This window comes from Mycobacterium sp. 2YAF39 (assembly GCF_052114565.1).
Classification (GTDB): Bacteria; Actinomycetota; Actinomycetes; order Mycobacteriales; family Mycobacteriaceae; genus Mycobacterium.
In genome coordinates this window covers 153,516-166,556 of record NZ_JBFREZ010000006.1, presented here as the reverse complement: position 1 = coordinate 166,556, position 13,041 = coordinate 153,516, and the positions used below count along the sequence as shown (strand labels likewise).

Genomic DNA, 13,041 nt, shown 5'->3' with positions numbered 1-13,041 from the left:
AACTGGGACGCGAAATCCCGGGAAGGACCTGACAATGACATCTCCAGAGGCCCGCAAGGGCGCCTTGTCTGTGGCGAAGCCGATCGACTTCTCCGCCACCAAGGCCGCTGTCTGGCTGACGCTCACCGCTTTCCTCGCACTTCTGGTCATCTACTTCATCGGGATGGATCAGGGCGCCACATCGGTGTTCGGAAACAACACCGTCATCCACGAATTCGTGCACGACGCCAGGCACCTGCTCGGCTTCCCCTGCCACTGATCGCGCAGCGGAACCCAACACAATGGAAAAGCAGATCATTTGGCGCGGCCTGCTGGCCGGCGCCCTTGCCGGCGTACTTTCGTTCATCTTCTCCCGGATCTTCCTCGAGCCGGTCATCGACAAGGCCATCGGATATGAGGACGGCATCGGTGCCGCCCACGAGGCGATGGCGGGGGCGGCGGCCGGTCATGAGCACGGCGGCGAGGGCGGGTTCGAAGGCTTCACCCGCGCCGTTCAGATGAACATCGGGATGGGGTTCGGCGTCCTCCTGTTCAGCGTGGCGATCGGTGCGATCTTCGCCGTGGTGTTCGCCGTGGCGTACGGCAGGGTCGGTGACGTCTCCGCGCGCCTGCTCTCGCTGTACGTGGCGGGCGGAATGCTGGTGAGCCTCTTCATCGTTCCGGCCCTGAAGTATCCGCCGAGCCCACCCGCACTCAGCCTCGACGAGACGATCCGTCAGCGCACGCTGCTGTACCTGTTGATGGTGGTTCTGTCGGCGGCGCTCTTCGTCGCCGCGGTGTATCTGGGCAGACGCCTGTCCGAAAAGCTCGGTGCGTGGAACGCGACACTCGCGGCAGCGGGCGCGTACGTCGCGGCGTCCGCCATCGTGATGCTGGTGCTTCCTACCATCCACGAGACGCCGGGACCGCTGCTCGACGACGCGGGCACCATCGTCTACGAGGGCTTCCCCGCCGATGTCCTGTATGACTTCCGGCTGTTCTCACTGGGGAATCAGGTGGTCATCTACGCGACGATCGGCGTGGCGTTCGGTGTGATGGCGGCCCGGTTGTTGGGTCAGAGCAGGCGGCAGGAGAGCATTCCTGCGTGAGTGAGGTCGTCCGGCTTACGCTTGTATCGCATGCCATGACCGATGCGATGGCAGCCGGACGATTCCCCACTGACGAACCACTCAACGCCGTCGGCCACCGCCAGGTCGACGCCTCGATCGAACTGGGCGTCACCGAGCAGTCCTTCTCCGGGCCCGAGAAGCGCGCGAGGCAGACCGCCGAACTACTCGGCCTGCAGGCGGAGATCGACACCCGGCTGGCAGATCTGGACTGTGGCCGCTGGCGGGGCGATGTCCTCGGCAGGGTGGATTCCGCGGACCTCGCGATCTGGCTGACGGACCCTACGCGCGCACCCCACGGCGGCGAGTCGGTCGTCGATCTGATCGAAAGGGTGCGTGGCTGGATGGAGTCGCTGACGTCCCGCCACTCCCGGCTGGTCGCCATCAGCCATCCCGCCGTGATCCGTGCCGCCATCGTCATCGCGCTGGATGCGCCGCCGAAGTCGTTCTGGCGCATCGACATTGCACCGGCGAGCCGGACGGTCATGCACTTCCGGGGACACGCATGGACACTGCGGGCCAACCGCTAGCCGATCGGGATGATTCCGAACGTCTGGCGCGCGATCGCCAACAGCCAGCCGGCAGCGGTCTGACTGCGGAAGCTGGGCCAGTTCATCTGGAAGCTGACCACCCAGGGCTGGCCGGTGCGATCGACGGCGTACCAGCTGAATGTCAGGTCCCCCGGCAGGTTTCCGCCCTTGGCGCCGATGTAGGGCCACTGCGTCTCGTCCAGCGAGATACCGGGAACCGCCGAAAGTATCTCCCTCACCGGGGCGGCCTCGCCGACGGCGGCGGTCTGCAACGCGGCATGCACGCGGCAGATGTCGGCGGCGCTGCCGTACCACTCGGCGCCGTACTGCGATGCGGGAGTGGTGTTACGTACTGGATCCGGTTGGAACGGACGGGAATTCGTCTCTTGCAGAAGATGTGCGCGACCCTGGGGAGTCGCCTGCTTCCACTGCTCGCGAAGGTCGGGCTTGCCCCAGCCGATCGAGAACAGCTCGTGCATGGTCGGGAACGGCGTCATACTCGCCGGGTCGTGATGCCCCGCGGCCACCAGCGCGCGCTCGACGGCGCCGGGGCCCAGTCGCTCGATCAGCAGGTCGGTAGCCATGTTGTCGCTCGCCGAGATCATTTCCTGCGCAGCCTTGCGCACCGACACCTGCGCGCCGGGTGGGAGGTCGTGAAGGCTGGCGGATCCGACTGCCTTCGCCTCCTCGGTGATCGTGAGTGGATCGCTCCACTCCACGGTGTCCGCCTTGACGGCGTCGGCAACCGCAAGCAGCACATAGAGTTTGAAGATCGACGCCAGCGGCAGCGAGAGGTCGGTGTTCGCGCCCGCGATTGGGACGCACTTGCCGGCCGGCCCGTCTGGGATGACCTTCGAGACCTGGTAGGAGTACCGCGCGCCGGTCTTCGACAGTTCGGCGTCGATATCGTTCCACGTCTTGATGTCCGGTTGTTTCAGCGACACCTCAAAACGGTCGACGAGGCCCGCGACGTTGGTGCGAAGCGAGATGTCCTGTGCGACGCCGTAGGACGTGAGTACATGCAGTGTCGCCTGACCCGCTCCGATATCGATTCCCGCGACGGTGATCGGGCGGTCCAGCCACAGGTTGCCCATCGCGGACGTGACGCCGTCCACCTGCTGGGGTGCCGCGAGCGTACGTACACCGACGGTCCCGATGGGCCACTCGGAGTTGAGCATGTCGATGGTCTGCTTGGCGCGCAGGCCCTGCGGCGTATTGACCTCGATGGGCACGCCGTAGGTCGCGTCCGCCGCCGGCACCGGGACTGCGCTGTTGGTACAGCCGCACGCCAGCGCCACGACCACCGCGGCGACGATGACCGTCAGGCGCGCCGCGCGGCGTGGCCTACTTACTGTCGCCCGCAACGTCCAGGACAACCTCGAACTCCAGCAGCGATGCGCCGGTCGCCACGGGGTTGGCGGCCTGTCCCTTGTGTGCCTCGATGGCCGGGCCCTTCGCCCAGGCCTGGAACGCCTCTTCGGACTCCCACTGCGTCACCACGAAGTAGCGGTCTTCACCCTTGATCGGGCGCAGCAGCTGGAAGCCGAGGAAACCGGGCTGATTGTCGACGGCGTGCGCGCGGTGCGCGAACCGTTTCTCCAGCTCCGGGCCTGCGTCGGGCGGCACCTCGATTGCGTTGATCTTCACCACGGTGTTTGGGGAGGACATGCGGTTCAGGTTACCGTGCGCTCCCATGGCCCCCGTCTTGCTGACGCCCCGTGGCGGCGAGGGTGAGCCGCTGGTACTCGTGCACGGCCTGATGGGCCGGGGCAGCACGTGGTCGCGGCAGGTGCCGTGGCTGGCTCGTCTCGGGGCGGTGTACACCTACGACGCTCCATGGCACCGCGGCCGCGACGTGGACGACCCGTTTCCGATCAGCACCGAGCGGTTCGTCGACGACCTCGGCGCGGCAGTCGAGGAGCTGGGCGCCCCGGCCGTGATGGTCGGCCACTCGATGGGCGCGCTGCACTCCTGGTGTCTGGCGGCGAGCCGGCCAGAGCTGGTTCGCGGACTCGTCATCGAGGACATGGCACCGGATTTTCGCGGTCGAACCACCGGACCGTGGGAACCGTGGCTGCATGCGCTACCAGTCGAATTCGACACCGCGCAAAGGGTTTACGACGAGTTCGGGCCGGTGGCCGGCCAGTACTTCCTCGAGGCGTTCGACCGCACCGCCACCGGATGGCGGCTGCACGGCCACCCGAAGACCTGGATCGAGATCGCCGCCGAATGGGGTAACCGCGACTACTGGCACCAGTGGTCGCAAGTTCGGGTGCCCTCACTGTTGATGGAGGCGGGCAACTCCGTGGCGCCAGCGGGGCAGATGCTCACGATGGCGGAAACCGGCTACCGGACCACGTACGTCCACGTGCCAGGAGCCGGTCACCTGATCCACGACGATGCGGCGCAGGTCTACCAAGACGCGGTCGAGTCGTTTCTAGCGGCCCTCGCTGATCGCGCCTGAGGTCGGCCAGAACGGCTGCTTCTCGAAGCGCGTGCGGACGGCGTCGATGTCGTGCTCGACACGGTAGGCGTCGCGGTCGTCCTCGAACCGGCCTGACATCGGGCCGGCCATCCGGAACTGGTCGAGTCGCAGTCGCAGCGAACCGGTGCTGTGTGCGGCCCACATGAGCGCCGCTGCGATCGCAAAGGGGGAGATCAATATGAGAAAGGCGAGTGCAGTGGTCATGGCAGTAATGCTCCGCTGCGAAAGATCCCGCCAACAGTGGCAGGAAGGACACCTTAGGATAAAATGCTGCCATGGCATTGAAGAGCGTATCGACGCTGGTGCTCGGCGGTCTTGCGGTATTCGAGTTCGGCGTCATCTGCGAGGTGTTCGGAATCGACCGCTCCGCGGATGGGGTGCCGAACTTCGACTTCAAGGTGTGCGGACCAGAGGCAGGCAAGCCATTACGGACCTCCGTCGGCGCCACGATCACCCCTGATCACGGGCTGGACGACCTGCTGGGCGTCGACCTGGTGGCGATCCCCGCGATCGCCGGAACCGATTACCTGCCCGAAGCGCTCGAGGCGGTGAGGGCGGCCGCGGAATCCGGGTCGATCATCCTCACGGTGTGCTCGGGGGCGTTCGTCGCGGGTGCCGCGGGCCTGCTCGACGGCAGGCCGTGCACCACGCACTGGATGCACGCGGACGACCTGGCCCGTCAGTATCCGACCGCGAAGGTCGACCGCAACGTGCTCTTCGTCGATGACGGGAACCTGATCACCAGCGCCGGTACCGCGGCGGGCATCGACGCGTGCCTGCATCTGGTCCGTCGCGAACTCGGCAGTGACGTCACCAACAAGATTGCGCGCCGGATGGTGGTGCCACCGCAGCGCGACGGCGGCCAACGGCAGTACATCGATCAACCGATACCAGTGCGGTGCTCGGAACGCTTTGCGCCGCACCTGGACTGGCTCCTGTCCAACCTCGACCAGCCGCACACCGTCGCCACTCTTGCCGACCGCGCGCACATGTCGGCACGCACGTTCGCGCGCAGATTCGTCGAGGAGACCGGCCGCACACCGATGCAATGGGTGACCGACCAGCGCGTGCTCTATGCACGCACCCTGCTCGAGGAAACCGACCTGGACGTCGACCGCATCGCCGAGCGTTCCGGCTTCGGCACTGCCACGCTCCTTCGTCATCACTTCCGCCGGGTCATCGGGGTGACGCCGTCGGACTATCGGCGCAGGTTCTGCTGTGCAGGCGACGACGGGGCGGCCGCGGCTTCCGCCTGAGGCATGAATCGGTGCCGATCGGCGGATTCCAGCTCAATCCGACGCTAGCCTGAACTATTCGCGCACCAGGGCGTACACCCGCCAGTGCCCCGGCACACCCTTGAGGTCGTGCTCGCCGCGATCGTCGAACGCCTGCCGCGAGCCCGTGACTATCTCGCGGACCGTCGAGGACACGAGCACCTCACTGGGTCCGGCCAGCGCCCCCACCCGCGCGCCGATGTGCACGGCCATCCCGGCGATATCGTCACCACGCACCTCGACCTCGCCCGCGTGGATGCCGACCCGAACCTCGATGCCCAGTACCCCGACACAGTCGACGATCGCGGACGCGCACTGGATGGCCGCGCTGGGACTGGGGAACATAGCCACGAATCCGTCGCCGACGGTGTTGACCTCGATTCCCCGGAACCGCTCGAGCTCGCGTCGGACGAGGCTGTCGTGGTTGTCGAGCAGGGCATGCCAGCGATCGTCGCCAAGGGCCGCCGCGCGCTGAGTCGAACCGACGATGTCGGTGAACACGATTGTGGTCAGGACTCTTTCGAATTCCGCACCGCCGCGGGTCCCCGTGATGAACTCTTCGATCTCGTCGATGATCGGCGCACTGTCGCCGACCCAGTACAGTGCGTCCGCGCCCGGCAATTCGACGTAGCGGGCGCCTGCGATGTGTTCGGCCAGATACCGGCCGTGCCCGACAGGGACGAACGCCGTATCCCTGCGATGCAGGACCAGCGTCGGCGCGATGACGTGTGCCAGCTTGTCCCGCACGTCGCCCTCGGCGAGCGCCTGGCTCGATCTGCGCGCCATACTCGGCGACGCCGCACGGTTACCCGCGGCGTCCCACCAGGTGCGGAACGCGCCGTCGTCCGCGATCGACGGCGCGAGGTAGGCCAGCACATCGAAGCCCTGCTCCACAGCGTCGGGTTCGATCGCCACCGTGGTGAACGGATTCGTCACATGCGCGCGCGATCCCACGTCGTAGTCCGGCGCCCACAGCGCCCGCGCGGCACCGTTGACGATCACCAGCTTGGACACCCGCTCCGGTCGGTCGCCCGCCAGAAAGAGCGCGCTCATCGCCGTGAATCCCGAGGCGAAGATCGTCGCCTGCTCGGAGCCGACGGCGTCCATCACCGCGACGACGTCCTCGGCCCAGCAGGCCGGGGTGATCTTGTCGGCCCCGATCCGCGAAGACATCCCCATACCGCGGTGATCGAACCTGATCAGCCTGCAGAACGACGAGACCCGACGGTGAAAGCGGTACATCGAGGGCTCGGCGTCGATGGAGTCGATCGGGATGAAGGGCCCCGGCATGACGACCACGTCGAAGGGTCCGTCCCCGAGTACCTGATACGCAATGTCCAGGTCGCCACGCGATGCGTAGCGAGTCCGCGGCGCCCCCGAACCGGTCACAGCCACAGGACAAGGTTAGCTAGTCGCCTTCTCCCGCAAGCGCAAACCGCCCGTCTGCGGTCTGCTCGACCAGGCCGTCGATCAGAAGCGAATCCAGGGCACGATCCCGCTGAGCGGTATCGGTGAGCCACGCCACGTCGAGCTGCGCCCTCGATACCGGAGAGTGGTTGCCGCGCAACACATCCAGCAGTCGCCCGCGCACCTGACGGTCGGTCCCGGCATACCGCTGAGCCCGTCGGACGGGAGCCGCGGCCGCCGGGTAGCCGGCCGAGCGCCACGCGCAGACGCTCAACGGACACAGTCCGCACCGGGGCGCGCGCGCCGTGCACACCGTCGCTCCGAGCTCCATCAGAGCCACCGAAAACCGTGGCGCGTCGGGGCTATCGGGTAGCAGGGCCGCGACGTCTTCGAGGTCGCGGACGGACGCCGGGGAGTCCGCGCGGCCATGCACCACGCGGGCCACCACCCGGCGGACGTTCGTGTCGACGACGGGCACCCGCTTGCGGTAGGCGAAGCAGGCGACTGCCCTGGCGGTGTACGTACCGACGCCGGGAAGTGTCAACAGGGTTTCGATGTCGGACGGCACCGCGTCACCGTGTTCGGTCGCGATCACCGTCGCGCACTCGTGCAACCTCTTGGCGCGGCGCGGGTAGCCGAGTTTGCCCCACGCGCGCAGCACGTCAGCGGCGCTCGCAGCGGCGGTTGCCGAGGGGGTCGGCCAGCGCGCGATCCACGCCAGCCAGATCGGCTCGACACGGGCGACAGGTGTCTGCTGCAACATGAATTCGCTGACCAGAATTTGCCAGGGCGTGACGCCTGGTCGCCGCCAAGGCAGGTCGCGCTGCTCGCGGTCATACCAATCGAGCAATTGCGGCAGAATGTCGCTCATGCCCAACACCAGCCCAGTGACCGCGTGGAAAGCACTCAAAGAGGGTAACGAGCGTTTCGTCGCGGGTAAGCCCGAGCACCCGAGCCAGGGGATCGAGCACCGGGCCAGCCTGGCCGCGGCACAGAAGCCCACCGCGGTGGTGTTCGGATGCGGAGACAGCCGGGTGGCCGCCGAACTCATCTTCGATCAGGGTCTCGGCGACATGTTCGTGGTCCGGACCGCGGGCCACGTCATCGACTCGGCCGTGCTCGGCTCGATCGAATACGCGGTCACCGTGCTCAACGTGCCGCTGATCGCGGTGCTCGGCCACGACAGCTGCGGCGCGGTGAAGGCGACGCTGGACGCGCTCGACAACGGCGCGGTACCCGGCGGCTACGTCCGCGACATCGTCGAGCGCGTGATGCCGTCGATCCTGTTGGGGCGCCGCGACGGCTTGAGCAGGGTCGACGAGTTCGAGGCCCGGCACGTCACCGAGACCGGCACACAGCTGGTGGCCCGGTCGACGTCCATCGCCGAACGGATCGCATCGGGCGGCCTGGCGATCGTCGGGCTGACCTACCATCTGGCCGACGGCCGTGTTGTTTTGCGGGACCACGTCGGCGACATAGGTGAAGCCTGACGCCCGCTGTTTGCTCTTCGCGCAAGCGCTCATCGCGCGACACGCCGAGCGACCTCGGACGAACAGGCATGACCTGGGCTTACCGTTTGGATTGTGCTGGATCTAGAACCGCAGGGCCCGCTACCCACGCAGATTTACTGGCGTCGCCGAGCTTTGGCGTTGGGCATCGCGGTAGTAGTGATCGGCGTCGTCGCCGCGCTGGTGGTCGTGATCGTGAAGACGACGGGCGGTTCGTCGAGCCCCGAGAACACGAGCGCTGAACAGTCTCAGCCCGCAGCGGCCCCACCGACACCGCTGCCGGGGGAGAACCCCGAAGTCAAGACACCGATTGTGCCGCCGCCGCAGAACGCGCCGCCGCCCACCCCGACGCCCACCGCGGCCGTTGCACCGGCGCCCGTGCTCAACGAGGGTGACGACTGCCCGGATTCGACGCTGGCGGTCAAGGGCATTACGAATCAGCCGCAGTACGTCGTCGGCGATCAGCCGAAGTTCACGATGGTCGTGACCAACATCGGCCTGGTGGCATGTAAGCGCGATGTGGGCGCAGCGGTACTGGCCGCGTACGTCTACGGGCTGGATAACGTTCGGCTGTGGTCGAACCTGGACTGTGCGCCGTCCAACGAGACACTGGTCAAGACGTTCCAGCCCGGTGAGCAGGTGACGACAGAGGTGACCTGGACCGGCATGGGATCGGCACCGAACTGCCCGCTGCCGCGTCAACCGATCGGGCCGGGGACGTACAACCTCGTGGTCCAGCTGGGCAACCTGCGCTCGGCGACGGTCCCGTTCATGCTCGCCCAGCCCGCTCCGGCGCCACCGCCGGCTGAGGGTGCGCCGCCGCCTGCCGCGGTCGGCTAGGCCAGCCGATCGGCGATCGTCGATTCGGCCAACTGCGACAGCCCTTCTCGGATGTGGCGTGCCCACATCGAGCCGATGCCCTCGACGTTCTGCAAATCGCCCGCACTCGCGGCCAGCAGGCCCTGCAGGGAGCCGAATGAGCGCACCAGCAGGTCGACGTGGGCGAACTGCAGCCTCGGAATGCCCGCCATGGCGCGATAGCCGCGCGAACTCATCGCGGAATCCTGCGCCTCAGCGGTCGAGGGGTAGCCGAAAACCCTTGCCAGAGTGGTGAAGTCAAGCAGCTCGTTATCGGAGAGCTGATCCAGCTCCTCCAGCGTTGCGCTCACCTGCGCTGCGGTCGGCGGGTCGGGGTTGGCGTGATAGTCGCGCACGATCAGCTCGCGCGCGGTGTCGTTGTCGCCGACCAGCTCCTCGAGCTGCAGCCGCAGCTGGCGCCCGTCGGTGCCGAGTTCGACCACGTCGCTGTCGAGTTCGAGGCTGATGCGCCGGACCATCTCCTGCCGCTGCACCAGTGTCATCACGTCGCGCAGCGTGACGAAGTCTTCGATCTCTGCTGTCGACAGCTGCCTGCTGACCTCGTCGAGGCGGGTCTTGTAGCGCTCCAGCGTGTCGATGGTCTGGTTGGCGCGCGAGAGGATGGTCGCGGAATCGGGGATCACGTGGCGCTCGCCTGCCACGTAGACGGTCACGATGCTCATGGAGTGGCTCACCGAGATCACCGGATAGCCGGTCTGGATGGCCGTGCGCTCCGCCGACCGGTGCCGGGTGCCCGATTCTTCGGTGGGGATCGACGGATCGGGCACCAACTGGACGTTGGCCCGCAGGATGCGGCTACCGTCGCTGGAGAGGACCACAGCGCCGTCCATCTTCGAAAGCTCGCGCAGTCGCGTTGGCGCATAACGGACGTCGAGCGAGAAGCCGCCGTCGCAGATCGCCTCGACGCTGTCGTCGTAGCCGACGAGGATCAGGGCGCCGGTGCGGCCGCGAAGGATGCGCTCGAGCCCGTCGCGCAGCGCGGTCCCCGGGGCAAGCCGGGAGATCGTCTCGCGCAGCGTCGGCCGGGCCAGCTGCACAACGGTGCGGCTCGACCGCCCACCCGCCTTCACGGCCATCGTTCCCCTCCTAGGATTGGCCGCTATTGTGCGCGATCTGCCGCAACACCCGCAATGCCGCCCCGATATCGTCCGCCGGAATCGCACGCAGCCCGGCAGGCACGGTCGTCACGCCAGGAGGCACCACCGCCGAGGTGAAGCCCAGCCGGGCGGCCTCGGCCAGCCGCCGGTCCATACCCGCGACGCGGCGCAGGTCGCCGGCAAGGCCAACCTCTCCGATGGCCACCGCCGCGGCGGGCATGGGCAGGTCCATGCACGACGACGCGATCGCCAGCGCCACCGCAAGATCCGCCGATGGATCCGTCAACCGCATACCCCCCACGGTCGACAGATAGATGTCGTTGGCGCCGACGGGAAGCTTCGCCCGCTTCTCGAGCACCGCGGTGATCATGGCCGCGCGCGACGAGTCGATGCCGCTGACCGCGCGCCGCGGCGAGCCGCTTGCGGGTGATCCGAGCAGTGCCTGCACCTCGCCGATCAGCGGACGCTTACCGTCGAGCGCGACGGTGACTGCGGTACCCGACACCGGCTTGGGTCGCTGATCGCGAAACAGCGCCGACGGATCGGAAACACATTCGATTCCGTTGTCGTGCAACAGAAAACAACCGACCTCATCGGCGGCGCCGAACCGGTTCTTCACGCCGCGGACCATGCGGAGCGACGACTGCCGATCGCCCTCGAAGTGAAGTACGACGTCGACCAGATGCTCGAGCGAGCGCGGCCCGGCGATCGCGCCGTCCTTGGTGACGTGGCCGACCAGGATCATCGCCACGCCAGAGGTTTTCGCGGCCATGGTCAGCGTCGTGGTGACCGCGCGCACTTGTGTGACGCCGCCGGTGACGCCGTCGGCTTCCGTCGTGGACATGGTCTGCACCGAGTCGACGACCACGAGGCTGGGCTGCACCGCGTCGATATGGCCAAGTGCCATCTGCAGATCCGATTCGGCGGCGAGGTAGACCTCGTCATGGGTACAACCGGTGCGTTCGGCGCGCATCCGGATCTGCCCAGCCGATTCCTCGCCCGACAGATACAGCGAGCGCTTGCCGGCCTCCGCCCACCGGTGCGCGACCTCCAGCAACAGCGTCGACTTCCCGACCCCGGGGTCACCCGCCAGCAGCGTCACCGACCCGGGGACGACCCCGCCACCGAGAACCCTGTCCAGTTCGGTGATGCCGGTGTGGAAATGCCGGGTGTGGCCGGGATCGATCGAGCTGATCGGTACGGCGGGCGAGGTCGGGGCGACCGCACGCCGCATCGATGAGCCGTTGACCGCGGCGAGCACCGCCATTTCGTCGACCGTGCCCCAGGTGCCGCAGTCCGAACAGCGGCCCACCCACTTCGCGGTGACGTGGTGGCATTCCGAGCAGCGATACTGCGAGCGTGCTTTGGCCACGACCAGACGGTAGCCGCAGGGACTGACAGAAACGCGTGGTGAGGAGCCGTGTCGCCGGAGTTCTGCGGTCAGTGACCGCCTTCGCCGCCCTCGGAGTGATCGGCCTCGATCGCTTCTTCACGGCGGGGGCTTTCACCGGCCGAGATCGGCACGGACACCGTGCCCTCGCCGCTCTTCTCGAACGTGAAGGTGAAGTTGTAGGTGAGGCCGTTGGTGATCGGTTTGGACAGCTGCACCGTGGCCTGTGCGGCTTCGGCGGTCTCGATGGCGTCAAGCCCGGTGATTTGCCCGTCGGGCGCCCCGACGACCAGCGTGCCCGACGCTGGCAGGCTGGTGTCTCCGGTCAGCGACACGGTTCCGACGTCGGAGGTGATCGACACCAGCTTGTCGTTGACGTCCGGCGAGTCGTTGGAAGCGACGAAGAGCAGTTCGACCTCACGGCCCGGCTCGACGTAATCCGTCGTCTGCGTGGCCCGGATGTGAGCGTTTCGCACCGCGACTGTGCCGATGTTTGCGCTGGTGCCGTTAACCGCGGCCTGCTGGGTGGCGGTCTGGGAAACCTGCCCGGCTCCGCAGCCGCTCAGCACGACGGCGGCGGCCAGTCCACAGGCGGCCAGTTTGAAGCGGTCCACACGTGCCTCCTGCTCGACCGGCGAGGCGACCGAGACACCGGTCGCGAGGTTCGACTATGAACTGTAGTAGGTGCGCGTTGTGGGCGGTAGCTGAGGGGCGACGCACGGTCCACAGTTTCGGTAATGGCGCCTGCGTGTGGCACGTATTTATCGCCCTGTCAACCCCCCGCGTTCACCTGCAGTGCCCCTGACCTGCACCGTTGTTCCACGTCTGTCTGGGCACCGTGCTAACATTGAGTTGTGAAAGGGGCTCTAATCTGATGATTTTCAAGGTCGGAGACACCGTCGTCTATCCACACCACGGTGCCGCATTGATCGAGGCTATTGAAACCCGGACCATCAAAGGCGAACAGAAGGAATACCTCGTCTTGAAGGTTTCCCAGGGAGACCTCACCGTCCGAGTCCCCGCCGACAACGCCGAGTACGTGGGCGTTCGCGACGTGGTCGGGCAAGAGGGCCTCGACAAGGTGTTCCAGGTGCTCCGCGCCCCGCATACCGAAGAGCCGACCAACTGGTCGCGCCGCTACAAGGCCAATCTCGAGAAGCTGGCCTCCGGCGACGTGAACAAGGTGGCCGAGGTCGTCCGCGACCTGTGGCGTCGTGATCAGGAGCGTGGGCTGTCCGCAGGCGAGAAGCGGATGCTGGCCAAGGCGCGTCAGATCCTCGTCGGTGAGCTTGCGCTGGCGGAGAACACCGACGACGAGAAGGCTGCGACCATTCTCGACGAGGCACTTGCTGCCGCCTCCTGACG

16 protein-coding genes are annotated in these 13,041 nt (G+C 67.0%); 8 read left to right on the top strand and 8 right to left on the bottom strand.

The genetic code is table 11. The annotated features are described in order from the left end of the window. Nucleotides 1-34 precede the first annotated feature (34 nt). Genes AB4Z42_RS18525 through AB4Z42_RS18515 form a run of 3 tightly spaced genes read left to right on the top strand, consistent with a single transcriptional unit; the run spans nucleotide 35 to nucleotide 1,636 of the window. A complete protein-coding gene (locus AB4Z42_RS18525; RefSeq protein ID WP_442010677.1) occupies nucleotides 35-259 on the top strand; it encodes a CbtB domain-containing protein in 225 nt (74 codons plus the stop codon). Nucleotides 260-281: 22 nt separating this feature from the next. Further along, nucleotides 282-1,088 (top strand): CbtA family protein, encoded by an 807-nt coding sequence (locus tag AB4Z42_RS18520; RefSeq protein ID WP_442010676.1) that lies wholly within the window; start codon nucleotides 282-284, stop codon nucleotides 1,086-1,088. Further along, entirely contained in the window at nucleotides 1,085-1,636 is a 552-nt protein-coding gene (locus tag AB4Z42_RS18515) for a histidine phosphatase family protein (RefSeq protein ID WP_442010675.1), read from the top strand. Before AB4Z42_RS18520 ends, AB4Z42_RS18515 begins: the two co-directional genes overlap by 4 nt. On the opposite strand, the gene AB4Z42_RS18510 is transcribed toward AB4Z42_RS18515, so the two are convergent. Continuing rightward, nucleotides 1,633-3,000, bottom strand: a complete 1,368-nt coding sequence (locus AB4Z42_RS18510) for a serine hydrolase (RefSeq protein WP_442010674.1) — start codon at nucleotides 2,998-3,000, stop codon at nucleotides 1,633-1,635. The two genes, AB4Z42_RS18515 and AB4Z42_RS18510, sit on opposite strands and share 4 nt — an antisense overlap. Beyond that, complete coding sequence (gene mhuD, locus AB4Z42_RS18505) at nucleotides 2,981-3,304, bottom strand: mycobilin-forming heme oxygenase MhuD (RefSeq protein WP_442010673.1); 324 nt, start codon at nucleotides 3,302-3,304, stop codon at nucleotides 2,981-2,983. The genes AB4Z42_RS18510 and mhuD overlap by 20 nt, the downstream gene beginning before the upstream one ends. Nucleotides 3,305-3,329: 25 nt before the next feature. Here mhuD and AB4Z42_RS18500 point away from each other — a divergent pair, with 25 nt between their 5' ends. Then, a complete protein-coding gene (locus AB4Z42_RS18500; RefSeq protein WP_442010672.1) occupies nucleotides 3,330-4,100 on the top strand; it encodes an alpha/beta fold hydrolase in 771 nt (256 codons plus the stop codon). On the opposite strand, the gene AB4Z42_RS18495 is transcribed toward AB4Z42_RS18500, so the two are convergent. Continuing rightward, a complete protein-coding gene (locus tag AB4Z42_RS18495) occupies nucleotides 4,074-4,325 on the bottom strand; it encodes a hypothetical protein (protein ID WP_442010671.1) in 252 nt (83 codons plus the stop codon). The two genes, AB4Z42_RS18500 and AB4Z42_RS18495, sit on opposite strands and share 27 nt — an antisense overlap. A gap of 71 nt (nucleotides 4,326-4,396) precedes the next feature. On the opposite strand from AB4Z42_RS18495, the gene AB4Z42_RS18490 reads away from it, so the two are divergent. Next, a complete protein-coding gene (locus AB4Z42_RS18490) occupies nucleotides 4,397-5,377 on the top strand; it encodes a helix-turn-helix domain-containing protein (protein WP_442010670.1) in 981 nt (326 codons plus the stop codon). Nucleotides 5,378-5,431: 54 nt separating this feature from the next. Here AB4Z42_RS18490 and AB4Z42_RS18485 read toward each other — a convergent pair whose 3' ends face one another. After that, on the bottom strand, nucleotides 5,432-6,790 hold the full coding sequence (locus tag AB4Z42_RS18485) for an adenylate/guanylate cyclase domain-containing protein (protein ID WP_442010669.1): 1,359 nt from the start codon (nucleotides 6,788-6,790) through the stop codon (nucleotides 5,432-5,434). A gap of 13 nt (nucleotides 6,791-6,803) precedes the next feature. After that, nucleotides 6,804-7,673, bottom strand: coding sequence for an A/G-specific adenine glycosylase (locus AB4Z42_RS18480; RefSeq protein WP_442010668.1), 870 nt, complete (start codon nucleotides 7,671-7,673; stop codon nucleotides 6,804-6,806). Here AB4Z42_RS18480 and AB4Z42_RS18475 point away from each other — a divergent pair. After that, nucleotides 7,672-8,292, top strand: coding sequence for a carbonic anhydrase (locus tag AB4Z42_RS18475; RefSeq protein ID WP_442010667.1), 621 nt, complete (start codon nucleotides 7,672-7,674; stop codon nucleotides 8,290-8,292). The two genes, AB4Z42_RS18480 and AB4Z42_RS18475, sit on opposite strands and share 2 nt — an antisense overlap. A 93-nt stretch (nucleotides 8,293-8,385) precedes the next feature. Continuing rightward, nucleotides 8,386-9,150 carry a hypothetical protein gene (locus AB4Z42_RS18470; protein ID WP_442010666.1) on the top strand — a complete coding sequence of 255 codons (765 nt, stop codon included), beginning with the start codon at nucleotides 8,386-8,388 and terminating at the stop codon, nucleotides 9,148-9,150. Here AB4Z42_RS18470 and disA read toward each other — a convergent pair. The 3 genes from disA to AB4Z42_RS18455 all read right to left on the bottom strand — a co-directional run bounded on the left by disA (nucleotide 9,147) and on the right by AB4Z42_RS18455 (nucleotide 12,290). Further along, the gene (disA, locus tag AB4Z42_RS18465; RefSeq protein WP_442010665.1) at nucleotides 9,147-10,265 is read right to left on the bottom strand and encodes a DNA integrity scanning diadenylate cyclase DisA; all 1,119 of its coding nucleotides are present in this window, start codon (nucleotides 10,263-10,265) and stop codon (nucleotides 9,147-9,149) included. The two genes, AB4Z42_RS18470 and disA, sit on opposite strands and share 4 nt — an antisense overlap. A gap of 10 nt (nucleotides 10,266-10,275) precedes the next feature. After that, nucleotides 10,276-11,658: a DNA repair protein RadA gene (gene radA, locus AB4Z42_RS18460; protein WP_442010664.1), complete on the bottom strand. Its 1,383-nt coding sequence runs from the start codon at nucleotides 11,656-11,658 to the stop codon at nucleotides 10,276-10,278. Between the two features lie 68 nt (nucleotides 11,659-11,726). After that, the gene (locus AB4Z42_RS18455; RefSeq protein ID WP_442010663.1) at nucleotides 11,727-12,290 is read right to left on the bottom strand and encodes a hypothetical protein; all 564 of its coding nucleotides are present in this window, start codon (nucleotides 12,288-12,290) and stop codon (nucleotides 11,727-11,729) included. 260 nt (nucleotides 12,291-12,550) lie between these two features. On the opposite strand from AB4Z42_RS18455, the gene carD reads away from it, so the two are divergent. Further along, the gene (carD, locus tag AB4Z42_RS18450; RefSeq protein ID WP_014210625.1) at nucleotides 12,551-13,039 is read left to right on the top strand and encodes an RNA polymerase-binding transcription factor CarD; all 489 of its coding nucleotides are present in this window, start codon (nucleotides 12,551-12,553) and stop codon (nucleotides 13,037-13,039) included. Nucleotides 13,040-13,041 lie beyond the last annotated feature (2 nt).

Bases quoted from the DNA above. Each gene is read 5' to 3' on its own strand.
- AB4Z42_RS18525 (WP_442010677.1), top strand. From the start codon at position 35: ATGACATCTCCAGAGGCCCGCAAGGGCGCCTTGTCTGTGGCGAAGCCG.
- AB4Z42_RS18520 (WP_442010676.1), top strand. From the start codon at position 282: ATGGAAAAGCAGATCATTTGGCGCGGCCTGCTGGCCGGCGCCCTTGCC.
- mhuD (WP_442010673.1), bottom strand. From the start codon at position 3,304: ATGTCCTCCCCAAACACCGTGGTGAAGATCAACGCAATCGAGGTGCCG.
- AB4Z42_RS18500 (WP_442010672.1), top strand. From the start codon at position 3,330: ATGGCCCCCGTCTTGCTGACGCCCCGTGGCGGCGAGGGTGAGCCGCTG.
- AB4Z42_RS18495 (WP_442010671.1), bottom strand. From the start codon at position 4,325: ATGACCACTGCACTCGCCTTTCTCATATTGATCTCCCCCTTTGCGATC.
- AB4Z42_RS18490 (WP_442010670.1), top strand. From the start codon at position 4,397: ATGGCATTGAAGAGCGTATCGACGCTGGTGCTCGGCGGTCTTGCGGTA.
- AB4Z42_RS18475 (WP_442010667.1), top strand. From the start codon at position 7,672: ATGCCCAACACCAGCCCAGTGACCGCGTGGAAAGCACTCAAAGAGGGT.
- AB4Z42_RS18480 (WP_442010668.1), bottom strand. From the start codon at position 7,673: ATGAGCGACATTCTGCCGCAATTGCTCGATTGGTATGACCGCGAGCAG.
- disA (WP_442010665.1), bottom strand. From the start codon at position 10,265: ATGGCCGTGAAGGCGGGTGGGCGGTCGAGCCGCACCGTTGTGCAGCTG.
- carD (WP_014210625.1), top strand. From the start codon at position 12,551: ATGATTTTCAAGGTCGGAGACACCGTCGTCTATCCACACCACGGTGCC.